The following is an 18,737-nucleotide window of genomic DNA, read 5'->3' as shown; positions in this document are numbered from 1 at the left end:
AAGGTTTGCGCTGCGACATCGTTTGATCGCTAAAAACCCGTTTTTCCGCTGAGGATTTGAGCAAGCAGGCTGGGCAACTGATGCTTGTGAATGCAAACGCGGCGCGATCGCGTCATCACGCTATTTTATTTTAACGAATGCGCGGGGCAAACCGTATCGCTTTTTATTCGCCGCATCACGAAGGATTGCACCTGAAGCTTAACCAAACCGAAAGAGCGCCTGGAAGGCGTCGGTCCAACAGCTTGGGGCAATATGATGAGAAAGTATCTTTTGGCGGGTGTATCGCTGGTCGCGATGGGAGCGGGCGGTGCTGCCGTCGCAGCTGACACGCTCCCGCCGGTGGGGAAGACGTTCTGCGATCCCTACAAAAACTACGCGTGCATGGACTCCTATCTCGGCACCGACTTCATGACGCGGTTCATAAACTACTATCGGCTGGAGTGGGGCAAGGATTCCGCGCCGGCCGATCCCAAGGCGCCGCCGTCGCGTCGGGCCGGCTGGCCGGGCACCCCGCAGACCATTCCGCCCTATCCGTTCACCGAATGGCCCTATGGTGGTACCACCGCTATGGGCGTGACGCGGCCGAACTCGGTCGACAGTCCGTTGATGAATGCGCTCGGCAACACGGCGCCCGGGCAGTGGATGAACGACGCGCACATCCAGGTCTACGGCTGGCTCAACGCGGGCGGCAACCTCAGCAACAATACGGTCCGCGGCGGCAACTCGCCAGCGGCGTATGACTACAATCCGAACACGGTTCAGCTCGATCAGGCCGTGCTCTACATCGAACGCCTGCCGGACACCGTTCAGAAGGACCATATCGACTGGGGCTTCCGCATCGCGCCGATCTACGGCGAGAACTATCGCTACACCACCGCCTACGGCCTGTGGAGCAACCAGCTGCTCCAGCAGAACAAGAACAACGGCTATGACATGCCGATGGCCTATGGCGAGGTCTTCATTCCCTATCTTGCCGAAGGCCTGCTGATTCGCTTCGGCCGTTACATCTCGATCCCAGACATCGAGGCGCAGCTCGCACCGAACAACTACATGTATACGCACTCGATGACGTATACGTTCGACAACTATACGAACACGGGCGTTGCGGCCACGCTGGCTGCGACCAAGAACTGGACGGTCCAGGCCGCGCTCGCCGTCGGCACCGAGGCCATGCCCTGGCACGTCGGAGCCCGTATCGCCAACGCGAATCCAAACCCGCTCTTTCCGGATACAACGATGCTCAAGGATCCCGGCGCGCAGCCAACCTTCAGCGCCGGCGTTCGCTACACGACCGACAGCGGCAACGACAGCATCTACGTGGTCGCCAACGGCATCAACAACGGAACGTGGGGCTACAACAACCTGCAATGGTACGGGTTGACCTACTACCACAAGTTCAACGATCAGTGGCACATCTCGTTCGAGACCTACAACGAGCACCAGAAAAACGTGCTCAATCTCGACAGTGCCGCGGGCCTTGCGCTCGTGAACAGTGGCACGCCGTTCTCGCTCGACGTCATGCCGTGGAACGCACCGTTCGGCGCGCATTGCGGCAGCACGACCGCGTTGTCGTGTACCGCATCGGTCCAGACCTTCCTGACCTACATCAGCTACAAGCCGACGAACCTCGACAATATCTCGTATCGTCTCGAATGGTTCGACGACCAGCAGGGCCAGCGCACGGGCGTGAAGACCCGCTATGTCGAAACCGGTATCGGCTGGCAGCACTGGTTCTCGCCGCAGATCGAGATCCGGCCGGAGGTGTCGCTGTACAAGGCGCTCGACGCGCCGGCCTTCAACGGCAACGCTAACCTCGGCATAGCGCCGAACAAGACGACCGCGATCATCGGTTCGGCTGACATCATCGTCCACTTCTGACGCGAGCAGGCGCGTGTCGGCCATGCCGTCGCGCGCCTCGTGCAGGACATTCTACAGGGGTAAGCAATGAAAAAAGTTCTTCTCACGACGGTCGCCTTGGCGGCATTGATGTCGCCGGCGCTCGGGGCCGATCTTCCGATCTACGGCAAGGCGCCGGCGGCCGTCACGCCGGCCTACGACTGGTCCGGCTTCTATGTCGGCGCGTTCGGTGGCTATGCCTGGGGCAACCACAATGTGAACAACGGGACCGGCCCGGTCGGCTTCGCCAACTTCACGGCGAACTACGAGTCGAAGGGCGCCTTTGGTGGCGGCGAGCTCGGCGCCAACTGGCAGAGCGGCAACATCGTGGTCGGCATCGAGGCGGACGGCTTCGGGGCGAACGTCAAGGGCGACGACAGTTTCGCGCTCGGCTGGAACGACGCAACCAAGCTGGGCTGGGGTGCCACGGTGCGGGGTCGCGCTGGCATCGCGGTCGACCGCCTGCTGCTGTTCTTCACGGGTGGTTGGGCCTACGGCGAGCTGACGCACACCAACACCAATCCCGGCGTTGGCGTGGACAGCTTCAAGGCCACGCGCAGCGGCCTGACCGCCGGCGGCGGCATTGCGTACGCGGTCACCGACAATGTGATCGCGAAGTTCGAGTATCGCTACATTGACCTCGGCACCTTCCACCGCGATGCACCGACCAATGGCGTGCTGCCGTACACGGTGGCCAACACCTATTCCACTGTGCTGGTCGGATTGGACTTCAAGTTCGGCGGCAACACGGTGGTTGCCAAGTACTGACGCCCTTGGGGGTAGGGGGACAGCAATGACCGGTCTATGTCGGGCAATTGCCACGATGATCGCTCTCGCAGCGCTTGGCGTAAGCCTCGCGTCTTGCGTGAGCGATCTCGGAACGAGCGCGGCGGATGTCACGGGCGCGCATCAGATGCGCTGCTACGGCGGTCCGAAATCGCCGATGTGGCAAAGCCCATGAACGGGATCTCTGAGGCAAGGATCATGGTCGCAATAACGATACGAATTGCGATCGCACTCTTTGTCAGCGTGCTCGTGATGGCCGGCGCGACCGGCTCGGCGCAGGCCAAGCATGCGGTCCGGCATTGGCACGCGCATCACCATGCGCCGGCGGCGGCCAGATTGGCCGAGCAGAAGCCGGCCGTCCTTGGACCGATGCGTTACTACGGCGGACCGAAGTCACCGATGTGGCGCGGTCCGGCCGAAAATTGAGCCCATGTGGGCGAGGCCAAGTCCTCTCGAGAGGCGCGGGAGTGCACGAGCCAATGCGCATGGTTGTGTCATGAAGTCTGGCTTGATCTTTAGTCGTCGACGGCCTGCCATCATGGCGGCTGTGTCGATCGTGATCGCCGTGGGTGCCATTGGTGGCCCGCGAATGCTTACCTCGCATGGAAAAGCCACGGAGACGTCGAGCCAGGCCAAGGCGAAGCTGCCACGCTATGTCCCGACGGCCTCGGAGCTTGCCACCTTGTCGATCGAGCCTGTCACTGAGCGGGTGTTTCGCGCGGAGCACGTGACGGAAGGCAAGATCGCCGTCAACGAGGACTCGTCGACCCCGATCTTCTCGCCCTATGCCGGCCGCGTGGTCAAATTGATGGTCAAGCCGAGCGACACGGTCGAGCGCGGGCAGCCGCTGTTCGTGGTCGAGGCCACCGACACGGTGCAGGGCCTGAACGATTTCGTGACGGCGCTGGGCACGCTCAATACCGCGCGCTCCAAGCTCAACCTCGCACAGATCGTCGAGAAGCGCGCCAACGATCTCTATGCCGGCAAGGCGGTGCCGCTCAAGGACTGGCAGCAGGCGCAGGCCGATCTCATCACCACGCAGAACGACATGCGCTCGGCGGAGACCGCGCTCGAGGCGGCGCATAACCGGCTGCGCATCCTCGGTCGTTCCGAGGAGCAGATCACGAAATTCCAGGAGACGCGGCAGATCAGCGCCGAGACGCCGATCTCTTCGCCGATCGCCGGCACGGTCGTGCAGCGCAAGATCGGCCCCGGCCAGTTCATCAGCAGCAGCGCCAGCGATCCGGTCTTCGTGATCGGCGACCTGTCGACGGTCTGGCTCACGGCCTTCGTGCGCGAGAGCGAAGCGGCGGATATCGCCGTCGGGCAGGATGTCGCCTTCACGGTGCTGGCGCTTCCCGGCCGCGACTTCAAGGCGCGCGTCGACTATGTCGCGGCCGCCATCGACCCGTCGACGCGGCGTCTGATGGTCCGCGCCACCATCGACAACAAGGACGGCGCGCTCAAGCCGGAGATGTTTGCAAACGTCACAGTCTATGCCGGCGCGAACCGTCCTTCGGTCGGCGTGCCCAAGCAGGCGCTGATCTACGAAGGTGAACGCGTGCGCGTCTGGGTGGCGCGCGACGATAATTCCGTCGAGCTTCGCGAAATCCAGGTTGGATTGACCAACGGCGACCTCGTCGAGGCGCGCACCAATCTGAAGGTCGGCGAAAAGATCGTCACCCGCGGAAGCCTGTTCATCGACCGCGCCGCGTCCGGCAGCTAACGCTCAGGATAGCCGGATCACATGGAACGTCTCGTCGCCTTCGCAGTCGCTCGCCGCTTCCTGATGGTCGGGCTGTTCGCCGCCATGCTGGTCGGCGGCCTGATCGCGTTCCAGCAGCTCAACATTGAAGCCTATCCCGATCCGACGCCGCCGATGGTCGACATCGTGACGCAAAGTCCAGGTCTGTCGGCCGAAGAGATCGAGCGCTACATCACGATTCCGCTGGAGACCCAGGTCGCCGGCATCAAGAACATGAAGGTGATCCGGACCATCTCGCTGTATGGCCTGTCTGACGTCAAGCTCCAGTTCTCGTTCGACTACACCTACGAGCAGGCGCTCCAGCAGGTCTTGAACCGGCTGTCGCAACTGCCGCCGCTGCCGAACAATGCACAGCCGCAGATCTCGCCGCTCAGCCCGATCGGCGAAATCTACCGCTACAGGCTGGTTGGGCCGCCCAACTATTCGGTGCTCGATCTCAAGACCCTGCAGGACTGGGTCCTGCAACGGCGTTTCCGCACCGTGCCCGGCGTCATCGACGTCACGGGTTGGGGAGGGCGGACCAAGACCTACGAGGTTCAGGTCGATTTCAACAAGCTGGTTGCGAACGGCCTGACGTTGCCGCAACTGCTCCAGACCATCAGCAATGCCAACGTCAATGTCGGCGGCAATACGGTCGATATCGGGCCTCAGTCCGCCGTGGTGCGCGGCGTTGGATTGATCCGCTCGATTCATGCGCTCGAAAACACCATGATCGCGTCGAACGGCGGGACACCGGTGCTGGTGCGGGATGTCGCCGCCGTCACCGTGGGCGAGCAGCCGCGGCTCGGCATCGCTGGCCAGGATCAGGACGACGATATCGTCCAGGGTATCGTATTGATGCGCCGGGGTGAGCAGAGCTCGCCGACCATTTCCCGCGTCGAGGAGCTCGTCTCTTCCATCAACAACGCGACGATCCTGCCGCCGGGCGTGCGAATCGAGCGCATCTACGATCGCAAGGACCTGATCCAGACCACGACCCATACCGTGCTGGAGAACATGGTGGTCGGCATCGGCCTGATCGTGTTGTTGCAGTGGATCTTCCTCGGAGATCTGCGCAGCGCCATGATCGTGGGCGCCACCATTCCGTTCGCGCTGTTCTTTGCCGTGACGATCCTCGTGCTGCGCGGTGAATCCGCCAATCTGCTGTCGGTCGGTGCGATCGATTTCGGGCTGATTGTCGATGCCACCGTGATCATGGTGGAGGCGATCTTCCGCCGCCTGTCACACACCGAACGGCTGACGGCCGGCGAACAGGCGTCGATCTCCGCCCACACCATCCAGGGCATCAAGCATCATGCCATCCTGACCGCTGCCTCCGACGTCTCGCGCTCGATCTTCTTTGCCGCCGCCATCATCATCGCCGCCTTCTTGCCGCTGTTCACGCTGTCGGGCGTCGAGGGCAACATCTTCGGCCCGATGGCGCGCACCTATGCCTACGCGCTTGCGGGAGGCCTGCTTGCGACCTTCACGGTGACGCCGGCGCTCAGCGCGATCATCCTGCCGGCGCATGTCGAGGAGACCGAGACGTTCCTGATGCGATGGATGCACCGGCTCTACATGCCGGTGCTGCGCCGCTCACTCGCGCATGGACGGGTCGTGCTGGCTGGCGGCGCCGTGCTGATCCTGATCACGATCGTCGCCGTGCGGCTGCTCGGCCTGGAATTCCTGCCCAAGCTGGAGGAGGGCAACCTCTGGATCCGCGCAACCCTGCCGCCGACCATCTCGCTCCAGGAGGGCAACTCCTACGTCAGCCAGATGCGCAAGCTGATCGCCGAACGGCCGGAGGTCGAATCGGTGGTCTCGCAGCACGGCCGGCCCGACGACGGCACCGATGCGGCCGGGTTCTTCAATGCGGAGTTCTTTGCACCGCTCAAGCCCGCCAAGGAGTGGCCGGAGCATGAGGACAAGGACGCACTGACTGCAACTCTGCTGGCGCAGCTCCAGGAGAAGTTTCCCGGCGTCGAGTTCAACTTCTCGCAATATCTCCAGGACAACGTCTCGGAGGCCGTGTCCGGCGTCAAAGGCGAGAACTCGATCAAGCTCTATGGCAGCGATCTGCAGGCCCTGACCGATACCGCGAACAAGATCAAGGCGCAGCTTGCGACCGTGCAGGGCATTACCGACCTTGCGGTCTTTACTTCGCTTGGCCAACCAACCATCCAGATCGACGTTGACCGCGCCCGCGCCGCGCGCTACGGGCTGTCGCCGGGCGACATCAACACGACAATCAAGACGGCGATCGGCGGCGACAGCGCCGGTGATCTCTACGAGCCGGGAAGCGACCGCCATTTCCCGATCATCGTGCGGCTCGCGTCGCAGTACCGGCGCAGCGCGGAAGCGATCCAGAATCTGCGGATCGGCGCGCAGGGGCCGAACGGCGTCACGCAGGTGCCGCTGAGCGAGGTCGCGACGGTCAAGGTCCTTTCCGGCGCCGCTTATATCTATCGTGAGCAGCAGGAACGCTATCTGCCGATCAAGTTCTCGGTGCGCGAGCGCGATCTCGGCAGCGCCATCCAGGAGGCGCAGGAGAAAGTTGCGGCCAATGTGCAATTGCCGCCGGGCTCTCATCTCGAATGGGTCGGCGAGTTCGGCAATCTCCAGGATGCGATCAAGCGGCTGTCGATCGTGGTACCGATCAGCCTCGCGCTGATCGCGATGCTGATCTGGTTCAACTTCGGCTCGGTGGTCGACACCATCCTCACCATGAGCGTGATCCCGATGGCCGTGCTCGGCGGCATACTGGGCCTGCTGTTGACCGGCATTCCCTTCAGCGTTTCGGCGGCGATCGGCTTCATCGCGCTGTTCGGCATCTCCGTGATGGACGGCATCATCATCCTGTCCCAATACAACGCGCTGATCGACGACGGCATGGAACGTGGCGCCGCGATCCTGCGCACCGGCGAGCTCCAGCTTCGTCCGGTGCTGATGACCTGCGTCGTCGCGGGCATTGGGCTGTTGCCCGCGGCGCTCTCGAGCGGCATCGGCTCGCAGGTGCAGAAGCCGCTCGCGATTGTCGTGGTCGCCGGCATGATGCTGGCACCGATTGTCATTCTGGTGACGTTGCCGGCGCTGATCTCGATGTTCTCACGGCGGACGCGGCCGGGACTTGCGGCGCAGGCCCAGTTGGCGCCGGCGGAATGAGGTGGGTCGTGCGTGGGAGCGTTACGAGGCGCGTGATGGAGTCCGGGCTGACAGTGAGGGCCGCCGTGATGGGAGCGATGTTCCTGGCTTGCGGACCGTTGCGCGCAGAAACCCTATCCGAGGCGATGGTCAGGGCCTATCAGTCGAGCCCGCAGCTCAACGCCGATCGGGCACGCCAGCGCGGCACGGACGAGAACCTGCCGCAGGCGCTCGCCGGCTATCGGCCCCAGGTGGTCGCAAGCCTCAGCGCGGGCTTGCAGGCGGTCAGGAACACGCTGCCTGACAATACCATCCAGGGCGCGACGCTGCGTCCGTGGACGATCGGCGTCACCGTGAGCCAGGTCCTGTTCAACGGCTTCAAGACCGCCAACAGCGTGCGGGTCGCCGAGCTTCAGGTTCTCTCGGGACGTGAAGCGCTTCGCAACACCGGGCAGGGCGTGCTGCTCGACGCGGTCACGGCCTACATGAACGTGCTGGCCAATCAGGCATTGGTCGAGGCTCAGCGCACCAACGTCGCCGTGCTGCGCGAAATTCAGGCGACGACACGCAAGCGTCTCGATGCCGGCGATGTGACGCCGACGGATACAGCCCAGGCCGAGGCGCGGCTCAGCCGTGGTCTTGCCGATCTCAACGCCGCCGAGGTGACGCTTGCCATCAGCAAGGCAACCTACGCCCAGGTGATCGGCGGGCCGCCCGGCCAGTTGGCAGCGGCCGCGCCGGTCGACCGATTGTCGCCGGTGACGATGCCGGTATCGATCGAGACGGCCAATCACGAGCACCCGGCCGTGCTCGGCGCGGGTTACGACGTCGATGTGGCGCAGACCACGATCAAGGTGGCCGAAGGCAGCCTGCTGCCCACGGTCGCGGTGCAGGCAAGCGCCAGCCGCTCCAAGCAGTCCGATTCGACGCTCAGCACATTTGGCACCGATCAGGCTTCGGTGCTCGGCCAGATCAACGTGCCGATCTATGACGGCGGCACTGCGGCCTCGCAAACGCGGCAGGCCAAAGAGCTCGCCTCGCAGAGCCGTCTGGTGCTGGAGCAGGTTCGAAACCAGTCGCGAACGGCCGTCGTCACCGCCTGGGTTTCCAACGAAGGCACCAAGGTGGCGCTGACCGCGGCCGAGTCGGAGGCGAGGGCGGCGGATGTCGCGTTGCAGGGCGTGCGCCGCGAGGCGGCTGGCGGCCAGCGCACCACGATCGACGTGCTCAACGCCCAGCAGGATTTGACCAGCGCGCGCTCGCGCCAGATCCAGGCGCAGCACGACCGCGTGATCGCATCGTACACGCTGCTCAGCGCTGTCGGCCGGCTGGACGTGCACACGCTCAACCTGAGCACGCCGGACTACCTGCCGGAGGTGCACTATCACCAGGTGCGCGACGCCTGGCACGGCGTTCGGACGCCATCCGGACAATAAGCGTTCGCGAGAGGAGGACCATGCATGATCCGCAGACGACGCGCACTCCGGGCGCTCGCCGTTGCCGTCGCGGCAGTGCCAGCCTTCGCTTGCGCTGCCAGCGCCCAGGGCTTGGGCCGAGGCAAGGGCAACTCGGGTCCGCCCCCGGTCGAAGACCGCCCGAAGATCGATGAGAAGGCGTATAAAGCAGCACTGGACAGGATTCCCGTTCCTGACGAGAAGTACGATCCTTGGAGCGGCGCCCGCGCCAGGGCTCCGGCAAAGCCGCCAAAAAAGAAGAACTAGGACGGCTGCGAGCCGAAGGTCTCTGCGCGCAAGGCCAGGTGGAGCGGCGCGCGCCTGCAATTCGGGCGATCGAACGCATTGCTCATTATGACGGCATCTGCCGAATGATCTTGCGCGTCCTGCGAATTGGGATCAGCATTGGAACCAAGGGACAACAAGACGACGGATAGAGTCGTCGCGGAGATGCCCAGTCCTCTTCCGTTGAAGTTGTCTCACTTCAGATGGAGGGTGCCGATGTCAAAGATCCTTGCTCTCACGGGAGCAGTACTCGCGATCGGTGCAGCGTCGTTGTTGATGGTCCAGCCCGCGGATGCGGGCGCGTCCATGAGTGCGCCTTCGAAATATAGCGGGAATCAGCAGGTCGTCGTTGCGCATCAGGCGCGCCGTCCGCACAAGACCGATTTCGCGATCACAGAATATTCTTCGTCATCGGCGAAGACGACCTCGCCGAAGCGGTGATCTCGCCTGCGCGTGATCCCATGATGGCGTAAGGCGATCGCTAGCCGTCAATTCGTGTGCGTCTGCGCGGACGTGCTGGCCTGATCGCGCGGATTGTTACGGCCGACCAGCTCGCGTGCCGTCGGCAGGATCGCCGAAAGGAGGTTTTCGACCTCCTTTCTGGTCATGCCCGGACGGATTCGCGGATCGTAGAGGATGTTGAGCAAATACTGGTCGTAGACGTCGAAGAAACCCATCACGACATCGTCGTTGAACATTGTCCATGGGACTGAAGGATCGTCGTTGATCGCGCCCAAGGCCTGCAGCATTTCCTCATACGCGCAATCGTAGAAGGCGAACTCGCTGGCATCGACCGGCAGGATGACTTCAGCGCGCCTGATCCGGTAGGCGCCGTCCTTGGCGATGCCCGACAGGCATTGCGGATTGAGGGAATGCTCAATCTGCCTGGCCCGCTCGATGCCGAACCGGGCGCGAATGGTCGGCAGCAATTGATGTGCGGCCACGAGTGTCACGACAAAATTGGCTGCCTTGCGATGATCGGTGACCGCAATATCGAGATGATCGATGTGGGCGCGGATATCTCCGACGATAGCGTCGAGTGCCGCGGCGCGCTCAGGCGAGACCTTGCCATCGACAAAGATCCGGACCGGTTCGTCGAATTTGCGGATGCGATGGGCTCGGGTACCGAATTGCAGCTCGGCATCCAGCGCGATCTTGAAGAAACCATCCCGGATTTCGGCGTCGCTGAACGTCAGCCGTTGTTCGGTGCGGCGGCTCGAAATGTCGGGATCTTCTGCAAGCGCCGGAACCGCGAGGGCGCCAAGTAACACCGCAGCGCCAAGGCCTATCGCCAGAAGCCGGATCATCGCTGGTAGATGCCTCATGAGATCGCTCCCGAATTTTCAGGCAAAATCTGTACCAATCGTCTCGGCCGTCTCTGCGCACGTCGCGAGCTTCGGACCCAATATCTTTCCGGGGCGGGTAGGAATTCGAGGGGAGGCGGTCAACGATCGCATAGGCGCGGTATAAGACCGGAGCATTTGCCTGGGATCGTGACGGATACGTTATTGCTATGGATTTGACTGCAAACCGATATGGATTTTCTATGCCGGACCGGGCGATTGATCGGCGATGCCCTTCAAACGAAGCAACAGGAACGGAAATTTGTCGCGCGCAAAGCCCGTCCTCATGATCTGCTTGACCGTCGGTTGGTTTGCGACAGCCGGGCCTTTCGCTCTCGCCCAATCCGCCCCACCGCCAGCGCAGGACGGCCTGCTCAAAAGCGGTCCGCCGACATGGGACGCCAATCGCGACGGCATTTTCACCTGCGACGAATGGAAGGGATTTGCCGACCGGATATTCACCTTGGCGGACCGCAATCGAGACGGGAAACTCGACAAGACCGAATTTGCGACGGTGCAAAAAGCCGATGCGGCGTTGGCCGATGCCGATTTCGGATATTTCGACGAGAATCAGGATGGCAAGATCGCGCGCAAGGAGTTCGTCGACAAGCCCAGCGCATTCATCGTGCGATTCGACAGGGACGGCGATTGTCGCGTCACGGGCGATGAAATAAGGGCGACGACAGCCCCCAAAGGTCCACAGGGGCCGGCTGAGCGGCCGCGGGACAGATTTCATTGAAAGCGCGGATCTAAATCGGTGCCTACCGGCCCGGCGACGAACTTGCGTGATCAGGCCGCGGGTCGCGACAGCAGTCCCGCCAATTGGCAAGGCTTACACCAAGCTGACGGAGAGCGAAAAGGCGAGCGGCGCTCGCCTTTTTACTGGCCGAAACCGCGTGGATGGTGGAAGAGAGCAAAGATACGGTGCGAGCCGTGTGATATCCGGCGGGAATGCCATGCGACTTCTGATCGTCGAGGACAATGCCGAACTGTCGCGGCTCGTCGCCAGCGGGTTGGCGGCGGCCGGCTATGAGAGCGATATCGTCAGCAGCGCCGACGAGGCCCGCGAGGCGGTGCACAATGTCAGCTATGCTGCGATGATCCTGGACCTCGGCCTACCCGACGGCGACGGCCTGTCGGTGCTGCGCGAGCTGCGCCGGCAGATGGAGCCGCTGCCTGTGATGGTGCTGACCGCGCGCGGCGGCGTGCAGGACCGCGTCAACGGCCTGCGCAGCGGCGCCGATGACTATCTCGCCAAGCCGTTCGCGATGGAAGAGCTGGTGGCGCGGCTGGAGGCGATCCTGCGCCGTCCGGGCCAATTGCTGGGCCGCTCGCTGCGCCTGGCCAACCTCATCTACGACACCGAAAGCCGCCAGATCTTCGTCGACGACCAGCCGCGGATCATCTCTTCGCGCGAGACCTCGGTGCTGGAGATACTGCTGCGCCGGCAGGGGCGGGTGGTGCCGAAGAAGAACGTCGAGGACCACATCTTCGGGCTGGAGGGCGAGGTCGCCTCCAATGCGGTCGAGGTCTACGTCTCGCGGCTGCGCAAGCAGCTTGCGGAACACGGCGCCAAGGTCGTGATCCACACCATCCGCGGCGTCGGCTATCTGATGTCCGAGGAGAAATAGCGTGACCGCCGCCGGCTCCTATGGCAGGTCGCCGTCGTTCAAATCGCTGATCTCACGCATCGTGTTCATGCACATCGTCGCGGTCGCGGTGGTCGCGATCTTCCTGCCGCTGGTGCTCTTCTGGCTGCTGAATTCGGAGGTCGACCAGCTGCATCGCGAGGCCATGCGGGCCCAGGCTGAAGTGCTCGCCGAGCGCATTATCCCGCAGCCGGACGGCACGCTGGCGTTCAATCTGCCCGACAGTCTCAGGGGCCTCTATTCGGAAGCCTATGGCCGATACCAGTACGACATTCGCGATGCCGAAGGACATTTGCTGTTCTCCTCGCACCGCAGGTCGGGTACCGCCCCGCCGGCACCACCGCGGTTGTTGGATACGATTTCCGGCGCCGGCGTCACCCGGATTATCGAGGGCCAGACGGTGCGCATCCAGGTCGCCGAGGATCTGGCGCATCGCGACGTCATCATCGACGACATCATCTCGAACTTCTTCCGGCGGGTGGGGTGGATCACCATCCCGATCCTCTTGATCCTGCTCGCCATCGACATCATCATCTTTCGCCGCGCGATTGCGCCGTTGTGGAAGGCTTCGGAAGAGGCGAGCAATATCGGCCCGGCGCGTACCGATATCCGCTTGCCGACGGAGCAGATCCCGCGCGAGATCATGCCGCTCGTCACCGCCGTCAACCAGGCGCTCGATCGCCTCGAGGACGGTTTTCGCGTGCAGCGCCAGTTTACTGCGGATGCCGCGCATCAATTGCGCACGCCGCTCGCGATCCTGCGCACGCGGATAGAGACGCTTGGCGACGGCACCGCGCGGCAGGCGCTGCATGCCGATATCGAAGGCATGAGTCGCATCGTCGCGCAGCTGCTGGAGATCGCCGAGCTCGACACCCTCGTGCTCGATCCCGGCGAGACCGCGGATCTGCGCGCCGTTTGCGCGGAGGTGGTCGGCGCGATCGCACCGTTCGCGATTGCCCAACACAAGGACATCGCGCTCAAGGGGAGCGACGCGCCCGTCATGATTCACGGCAATTCCGAGATGCTCCAGCGGGCGATCTTCAACCTCGCCGAAAACGCCATCAAGTTCACCGCGAAGGATACGTCGGTCGACATTGAGGTGGGCGGCGACGGCTCGGTGCGCGTTCGCGATTGCGGCCCCGGCATTGCGGAGGGCGAACGCGAGCTGATCTTCCAGCGCTTCTGGCGCCGCGACCGCCAGCGCAGCGATGGCGCTGGCCTCGGGCTCTCGATCGAGCGGGGCGTTGCCGACGATCACGCCGCAACGGTTGCAGTGGCGAATCTTGCCGGCGGCGGTGCGGAATTTACGTTGCGGTTTCGGTTGGCGGAGGGAGCTGTTTGAAACAGCGAGCGGCCGCTATTTCAGTTTGCCGGCGGACAAATCCATGATCATGCGTGTGGCCAGGTAAAGACGCGGCACGATGCTGTTGAGCTGCACATATTCGGCATCGTTGGAGTGCGCGCCGAAGCCTGACAGGCCCATTCCTTCCACCACGGCGCCCCGGGTCTTGAGCGCGGCAAACGCGGCGTCGGTGCCGCCGCCGGTCGCCTTCTCGTCGACCTTGAGGGGCATTCCGAGCTCCTGATAGATTGTCTTGCCGTAGGCCGCCACGCGGCGCGAGGCGTCGTTGGCCTCGAGCGGCGGACGCCGCACTTCGAATTTCAGCTCGACCTTGGAGTCGGGCAGCAGACGATTTTTGATCTTGTCCTGGAGCGCCTTCTCCAGCTCGTCGAAATCCGAAACCTTGAGCGCACGCGCATCGGCCTGGGCGGTGGCGTCGGCAGGGATCACGTTGCGGTTGCTGCCGGCCTTGGAGACGGTCCAGTTCAGCTTCAGGCCCTGCTCGGGCTTGGACAGGTCTTTCATCTGCAAGACCTGGTGCGAAAGCTCGTACAGCGCGTTGATGCCGCCCTCGGGCCGTGCACCGGCATGCGACGACTTGCCCGTCACCGTGAGATAGGCCGAGCCGATGCCACTGGTGGCGAGCCGCAGCGTGCCGTCGGTGCCGCCGCCCTCGAACGAGAACACCACATCCTGATCCGAGGCGAATTTGGTGATAGTGCTGCGCCAGCCGGGCGAGGAGATCTCCTCGTCGCCATTGGTGAGCACCGTGAGCGTGCCGTAATCTTTGAAGTTCAGCTTCTGCAGCAACGCCACAGTATGGAGAATGAGAGCGACGCCCTGCTTGTCGTCGGCAATGCCGAGGCCGTAGGCCTTGTCGCCGTCGATGCGGAACGGCTGGTCCTTCAGCATGCCCTTCAGGTACACCGTGTCCATGTGGGCGATCAGCATGATCTTCTTGCTGCCGGTGCCCTTGAACACGGCGTGCACGGCCGGGCCGATCTTGTCGGGCGTGTCGTCGAGGCGATAGATGTCGGTGGGTTGCAGGATCTCCACCGTGCCGCCGAGCTGCTTGAGCTGGCCGGCAACGCGCTCGGCGATCTGGTTCAGGCCCTCGACGTCCTTGCTGCCGGATTCGATGCTGACGAGATCGCGCAGCGTGTCGAGCAGCGGCTGCTGCTCCTTTTGCGCCAGCGTATGAACATCGGCCATCGGTTCAGCGTGCGCCATTGTGGCGGCACATGCCAGCCAGAGCGACGCGAGCAACGGAGCGACGAGGGATGGAGCAGTGCGCGATCGGGGCATAGGCGGCGGTCCATGAGTTGGAAGATGGCACTGACGCTGCCCCCTCTCCCCCTGTGGGAGAGGGTGGCTCGCCGCAAAGCGGCGAGCCGGGTGAGGGGTTGTGTCCGCGAGTCCTACTCTCAGCTGAACGCGCTGAGAGAGACCCCTCATCCGGCGCTTCGCGTTACCTTCTCCCACAAGGGAAGAAGGGAAGAAAGTTACTTTTGCGGCGGGCCGAGATCCAGCGGCGGCAGGTCGATCTGCGGCACCTCGATCCTGACTTTGTCGAGATCGACAGTGACCGGCTTGTCGAGCAGGCCCGTCACCGTGATCGGGAAGGCGATCACGATCAGCACCATGATCATCTGGAGGCCGATCCAGGGCATCGCGCCCCAATAGATGTCGGAGCTCTTCACTTCCTTCGGCGCGACGCCACGCAGATAGAACAGCGCGAAGCCGAACGGCGGATGCAGGAACGAGGTCTGCATGTTGACGCAGAGCATGACGCCGAACCAGATCAGCGCCGGTCCGTCACCGACCACGGGCCCGAGAATCTTCTGCGCGATCGGTGCGATCATCGGCAGGATGATGAAGGCGATCTCGAAGAAGTCGAGGAAGAACGCCAGGAAGAAGATGAAGAGGTTGATGAAGATCAGGAAGCCCCAGACGCCGCCGGGCAGCGAGGTCAGGAGGTGCTCGAGCCAGACGCCGCCGGAGACGCCGAGAAACACCACCGAGAAGCAGGTCGAGCCGATCAGGATGAAGGTGACCATGCAGGTGAGGCGCATGGTAGACTCGTAGCCCTGCTTGATGAGGTCGCGCAGCTCGGGGATGCGTGCGGCCCGGATACAAATCCAGGCCACCGCCAGATACGTCACCGCGAACGCGAGCTTGAAGATCAGATTCTCCGTGAACAGCATCGCGATGATGGTGCCGATGCCGGCGGCGATCACGCCGATGATCAGCACCTTGCGGTCGGTCGAGGAGAAGTTCTTGTGATGGATCGCGGCGAGCACGATGGCGCCGACCGCGCCCATCGCGCCGGCTTCCGTGGGCGTCGCAAGGCCCATCATCATGGTGCCGAGCACGACGAAGATCAGCACGGCGGAAGGGATGATGCCCATCAGGCACTTCTTCCACAGAGCCCAACCGGTCAGCGTGCGCGCTTCCAGCGGCACCGGCGGCACGTGCTCCGGCTTGATCAGGCCGAGAATGAAGGTGTAGCCGGCGAACAGCATGATCTGGAACACCGAGGGGCCCCAGGCGCCGAGATACATGTCGCCGACCGACTTGCCGAGCTGGTCGGCGAGCACGATCAGCACCAGCGAGGGCGGCACCAGCTGCGTGATGGTGCCGGAGGCAGCTAGCACGCCGGTGATGTAGCGCATGTTGTAGCCGTAGCGGATCATCACCGGCATCGAGATCAGCGCCATCGCGATGACCTGCGCCGCCACCGTACCGGTGATGGCGCCGAGGATGAAGCCGACAATGATCACGGAATAGCCGAGGCCGCCGCGGATCGGGCCGAACAGCTGGCCCATCGAATCCAGCATGTCCTCAGCGAGCCCGCATCTCTCCAATATCGCGCCCATGAAGGTGAAGAACGGGATTGCGAGCAGCAACTCGTTGGAAAGCACGCTGCCGAACACGCGGCCCGGAATCGCCTGGAGGAAGTTGAGATCGAAGAAACCGAGATGGATGGCGAGGAAGCCGAAGGAAAGGCCGACTGCGGCAAGCGTGAACGCAACCGGGAAGCCAAGCAGCATCACGAGAACCAGGCCGCCGAACATCAACGGCGGCATCATCTCCAGCGTGATCATTGAGTCGGCCTCTCGTACTTGGCGTCGATCGTCACGTAGCCCTGGAGAGCCGCGATACGCTTGATGACTTCGGAAACTCCCTGCAATGCCAGCAACACGAAGCCGGCGGGGATCACGAACTTGATGGGCCAGCGGATCAGGCCGCCGGCATTGCCCGACATTTCGCCGACATTAAAGGCCTGCATGAAAAACGGCCACGACAGATAGGCAAGCAGGAGACAGGAGGGGATCAGGAAGAACAGCGTGCCGATCATGTCGAGCCAGAGCTGCCCGCGCTCGGACAGCATCAAATACATGATCTCGACGCGGACGTGCTCGTTGCGCTTGAAAGTGTAAGACGCGCCGAACATCACCAGGATCGCGAACATGTACCATTGCAGCTCCAGCCAGCCGTTCGACGAGTAGCTGAAGGCGTAGCGGATCATGGCGTTGGCCGCGCTGACCAGGCACGCGAGAAGCACCAGGAGATTACAGACGTACCCGATCTTCTCGTTGAGGAGGTCGATGGCGTTGCTCAACGCCAGCAATGGACGCATCTTACTTTCTCTCCGTCGCGGCCCAAACTTTACGGGAGGCATCAGCACGCATCGCTCGGCCGGCGTGCAAAATGCACGCGACCGCACGGATCGTTGTCCGGAGCGATTACGGCGTCAGTCCTCCCCACGCGCCTTGCCGTCTTGACCGCGACCGCCAAAGGGGCGGGCCGGCTTATGTTGCCGGGCAAGCAAAGGCGGGGGCACCAAATCAGCGGGCCAGCGCGCCGTCAATCGGAAAATGGACAAATTGACGGCGGGTCAAAAGCTTAGGTTAGGAGCGGGGGCGAATCGTCAGCCGCCGGTGACGCTCATATGCCTGGAGACGCTGGGACGGTCGTGGCGGCGGTCGATGATGAAGTCGTGGCCCTTGGGCTTGAGCCCGATGGCGCGGTCGATCGCGGCCGCAAGCAGCGTGTCATCCTTCGATGCACGCAGAGGTTTCCGCAAATCGGAGGCATCCTCGTGGCCGAGGCAGGTGTGCAGCGTGCCTGTGCAGGTGATGCGCACACGGTTGCAGGATTCGCAGAAATTATGGGTCATCGGCGTGATGAGGCCGAGCTTGCCGCCGGTCTCGGCGACGCTGACATAGCGCGCCGGCCCACCGGTGCTCTCGGCGAGATCCGTCAGCGTGAATTGCTGGGCGAGGCGGGCGCGCACCAGCGACAGCGGCAGATATTGGTCGATGCGGCCCGAGCCGATCTCGCCCATCGGCATCACCTCGATCAGCGTCAGACCCATGCCCTTGCCATGGGCCCAGCGCATCAGATCGGGGAGCTCGTCCTCGTTGAGGTTCTTCAGCGCCACCGCGTTGATCTTCACGGCTAGCCCTGCGGCACGCGCCGCCTCGATGCCCTCCAGCACCTTGTCGATCTCGCCCCAGCGCGTGATCTCGCGAAATTTCCGCGGGTCGAGCGTGTCGAGCGAGACGTTGATGCGGCGGACGCCGCAATTGGCGAGCTCCCGGGCATGCTTTGCGAGTTGCGTGCCGTTGGTGGTCAACGTCAGCTCGTGCAGGGCGCCGCTCGAAAGATGGCGCGACAGCGAGTGCACCAGTGACATCACGTTGCGGCGGACCAGCGGCTCGCCGCCGGTGAGCCGCAGCTTCTTCACGCCCTTGGCGATGAAGGCCGTGCAGAGCCGGTCGAGCTCCTCCAGCGTCAACAGGTCGGCCTTGGGCAGGAACGTCATGTCTTCCGACATGCAGTAGAAGCAGCGCAGGTCGCAGCGGTCGGTGACGGAGACGCGCAGATACGAGATGGTCCGCCCGAACGGATCGGTCATGGCACTCGACAGCGCGGCGAGGGGGCTCGCTGTGGCGAGGGGGCTCGCTATGTCGAGAGGGCTCGCGGAAGATCCGTTCATTCGAAATGCCTTGTCACTTACGGCGACGGGCGCACCTTTGCTTCAGCGGTGCTCTGGAAGCAATCTAAGCATCAGAAGCGACAAGGACAATCGTG

The 18,737-nt window shown here is 63.3% G+C and carries 16 protein-coding genes; 11 read left to right on the top strand and 5 right to left on the bottom strand.

The genetic code is table 11. The annotated features are described in order from the left end of the window. Positions 1-255: 255 nt before the first annotated feature. The 8 genes from ACPPVR_RS27365 to ACPPVR_RS27330 all read left to right on the top strand — a co-directional run bounded on the left by ACPPVR_RS27365 (position 256) and on the right by ACPPVR_RS27330 (position 9,747). Positions 256-1,878 (top strand): outer membrane beta-barrel protein, encoded by a 1,623-nt coding sequence (locus ACPPVR_RS27365; RefSeq protein WP_426609668.1) that lies wholly within the window; start codon positions 256-258, stop codon positions 1,876-1,878. Between the two features lie 66 nt (positions 1,879-1,944). After that, on the top strand, positions 1,945-2,664 hold the full coding sequence (locus ACPPVR_RS27360; protein ID WP_426609667.1) for an outer membrane protein: 720 nt from the start codon (positions 1,945-1,947) through the stop codon (positions 2,662-2,664). Positions 2,665-2,853: 189 nt separating this feature from the next. Then, a complete protein-coding gene (locus tag ACPPVR_RS27355) occupies positions 2,854-3,108 on the top strand; it encodes a hypothetical protein (protein WP_426609666.1) in 255 nt (84 codons plus the stop codon). 112 nt (positions 3,109-3,220) lie between these two features. Next, entirely contained in the window at positions 3,221-4,408 is a 1,188-nt protein-coding gene (locus ACPPVR_RS27350; protein ID WP_426609665.1) for an efflux RND transporter periplasmic adaptor subunit, read from the top strand. A gap of 21 nt (positions 4,409-4,429) precedes the next feature. Then, the gene (locus ACPPVR_RS27345) at positions 4,430-7,588 is read left to right on the top strand and encodes an efflux RND transporter permease subunit (RefSeq protein WP_426609664.1); all 3,159 of its coding nucleotides are present in this window, start codon (positions 4,430-4,432) and stop codon (positions 7,586-7,588) included. Positions 7,589-7,656: 68 nt separating this feature from the next. Further along, positions 7,657-9,003, top strand: a complete 1,347-nt coding sequence (locus ACPPVR_RS27340; protein ID WP_426616196.1) for a TolC family outer membrane protein — start codon at positions 7,657-7,659, stop codon at positions 9,001-9,003. Between the two features lie 24 nt (positions 9,004-9,027). Beyond that, the gene (locus ACPPVR_RS27335; protein ID WP_426609663.1) at positions 9,028-9,288 is read left to right on the top strand and encodes a hypothetical protein; all 261 of its coding nucleotides are present in this window, start codon (positions 9,028-9,030) and stop codon (positions 9,286-9,288) included. 234 nt (positions 9,289-9,522) lie between these two features. Continuing rightward, positions 9,523-9,747: a hypothetical protein gene (locus ACPPVR_RS27330; RefSeq protein ID WP_426609662.1), complete on the top strand. Its 225-nt coding sequence runs from the start codon at positions 9,523-9,525 to the stop codon at positions 9,745-9,747. A gap of 47 nt (positions 9,748-9,794) precedes the next feature. Here the strand turns inward: ACPPVR_RS27330 and ACPPVR_RS27325 are convergent, their stop codons facing one another. Further along, positions 9,795-10,631 carry a DUF2927 domain-containing protein gene (locus ACPPVR_RS27325; protein WP_426609661.1) on the bottom strand — a complete coding sequence of 279 codons (837 nt, stop codon included), beginning with the start codon at positions 10,629-10,631 and terminating at the stop codon, positions 9,795-9,797. Positions 10,632-10,911: 280 nt separating this feature from the next. Between ACPPVR_RS27325 and ACPPVR_RS27320 the strand changes: the two genes are divergently transcribed. The 3 genes from ACPPVR_RS27320 (at position 10,912) to ACPPVR_RS27310 (ending at position 13,640) form a co-directional block, all read left to right on the top strand. Then, positions 10,912-11,388, top strand: coding sequence for an EF-hand domain-containing protein (locus tag ACPPVR_RS27320; protein WP_426609660.1), 477 nt, complete (start codon positions 10,912-10,914; stop codon positions 11,386-11,388). Positions 11,389-11,605: 217 nt separating this feature from the next. Beyond that, on the top strand, positions 11,606-12,280 hold the full coding sequence (locus ACPPVR_RS27315; protein ID WP_426609659.1) for a response regulator transcription factor: 675 nt from the start codon (positions 11,606-11,608) through the stop codon (positions 12,278-12,280). 1 nt (position 12,281) lies between these two features. Next, positions 12,282-13,640 carry an ATP-binding protein gene (locus tag ACPPVR_RS27310; protein ID WP_426609658.1) on the top strand — a complete coding sequence of 453 codons (1,359 nt, stop codon included), beginning with the start codon at positions 12,282-12,284 and terminating at the stop codon, positions 13,638-13,640. Positions 13,641-13,655: 15 nt separating this feature from the next. Here the strand turns inward: ACPPVR_RS27310 and ACPPVR_RS27305 are convergent, their stop codons facing one another. From ACPPVR_RS27305 to moaA, 4 genes are all read right to left on the bottom strand, one after another. Then, positions 13,656-14,945: a M20/M25/M40 family metallo-hydrolase gene (locus tag ACPPVR_RS27305; protein WP_426609657.1), complete on the bottom strand. Its 1,290-nt coding sequence runs from the start codon at positions 14,943-14,945 to the stop codon at positions 13,656-13,658. Positions 14,946-15,142: 197 nt separating this feature from the next. Then, a complete protein-coding gene (locus ACPPVR_RS27300; protein WP_426609656.1) occupies positions 15,143-16,744 on the bottom strand; it encodes a TRAP transporter large permease in 1,602 nt (533 codons plus the stop codon). Then, entirely contained in the window at positions 16,741-17,280 is a 540-nt protein-coding gene (locus tag ACPPVR_RS27295) for a TRAP transporter small permease subunit (protein WP_426609655.1), read from the bottom strand. The genes ACPPVR_RS27300 and ACPPVR_RS27295 overlap by 4 nt, the downstream gene beginning before the upstream one ends. A 291-nt stretch (positions 17,281-17,571) precedes the next feature. Beyond that, positions 17,572-18,642: a GTP 3',8-cyclase MoaA gene (gene moaA, locus ACPPVR_RS27290; RefSeq protein ID WP_426609654.1), complete on the bottom strand. Its 1,071-nt coding sequence runs from the start codon at positions 18,640-18,642 to the stop codon at positions 17,572-17,574. Positions 18,643-18,737: the final 95 nt, after the last annotated feature.

Origin of the sequence: Bradyrhizobium sp. McL0616 (genome assembly GCF_049993385.1) — a bacterium.
GTDB lineage: Bacteria > Pseudomonadota > Alphaproteobacteria > Rhizobiales > Xanthobacteraceae > Bradyrhizobium.
Note: the sequence above shows the minus strand (reverse complement) of the source record. Positions and strands in the feature narration are given on the sequence as shown.

What these genes read in the sequence shown, in the direction of transcription:
- moaA (WP_426609654.1), bottom strand. Translation starts at nt 18,642, where the DNA reads ATGAACGGATCTTCCGCGAGCCCTCTCGACATAGCGAGCCCCCTCGCC.
- ACPPVR_RS27350 (WP_426609665.1), top strand. Translation starts at nt 3,221, where the DNA reads ATGGCGGCTGTGTCGATCGTGATCGCCGTGGGTGCCATTGGTGGCCCG.
- ACPPVR_RS27300 (WP_426609656.1), bottom strand. Translation starts at nt 16,744, where the DNA reads ATGATCACGCTGGAGATGATGCCGCCGTTGATGTTCGGCGGCCTGGTT.
- ACPPVR_RS27360 (WP_426609667.1), top strand. Translation starts at nt 1,945, where the DNA reads ATGAAAAAAGTTCTTCTCACGACGGTCGCCTTGGCGGCATTGATGTCG.
- ACPPVR_RS27325 (WP_426609661.1), bottom strand. Translation starts at nt 10,631, where the DNA reads ATGAGGCATCTACCAGCGATGATCCGGCTTCTGGCGATAGGCCTTGGC.
- ACPPVR_RS27295 (WP_426609655.1), bottom strand. Translation starts at nt 17,280, where the DNA reads ATGCGTCCATTGCTGGCGTTGAGCAACGCCATCGACCTCCTCAACGAG.
- ACPPVR_RS27315 (WP_426609659.1), top strand. Translation starts at nt 11,606, where the DNA reads ATGCGACTTCTGATCGTCGAGGACAATGCCGAACTGTCGCGGCTCGTC.
- ACPPVR_RS27335 (WP_426609663.1), top strand. Translation starts at nt 9,028, where the DNA reads ATGATCCGCAGACGACGCGCACTCCGGGCGCTCGCCGTTGCCGTCGCG.
- ACPPVR_RS27305 (WP_426609657.1), bottom strand. Translation starts at nt 14,945, where the DNA reads ATGCCCCGATCGCGCACTGCTCCATCCCTCGTCGCTCCGTTGCTCGCG.
- ACPPVR_RS27355 (WP_426609666.1), top strand. Translation starts at nt 2,854, where the DNA reads ATGAACGGGATCTCTGAGGCAAGGATCATGGTCGCAATAACGATACGA.
- ACPPVR_RS27330 (WP_426609662.1), top strand. Translation starts at nt 9,523, where the DNA reads ATGTCAAAGATCCTTGCTCTCACGGGAGCAGTACTCGCGATCGGTGCA.
- ACPPVR_RS27345 (WP_426609664.1), top strand. Translation starts at nt 4,430, where the DNA reads ATGGAACGTCTCGTCGCCTTCGCAGTCGCTCGCCGCTTCCTGATGGTC.
- ACPPVR_RS27365 (WP_426609668.1), top strand. Translation starts at nt 256, where the DNA reads ATGAGAAAGTATCTTTTGGCGGGTGTATCGCTGGTCGCGATGGGAGCG.
- ACPPVR_RS27340 (WP_426616196.1), top strand. Translation starts at nt 7,657, where the DNA reads ATGGGAGCGATGTTCCTGGCTTGCGGACCGTTGCGCGCAGAAACCCTA.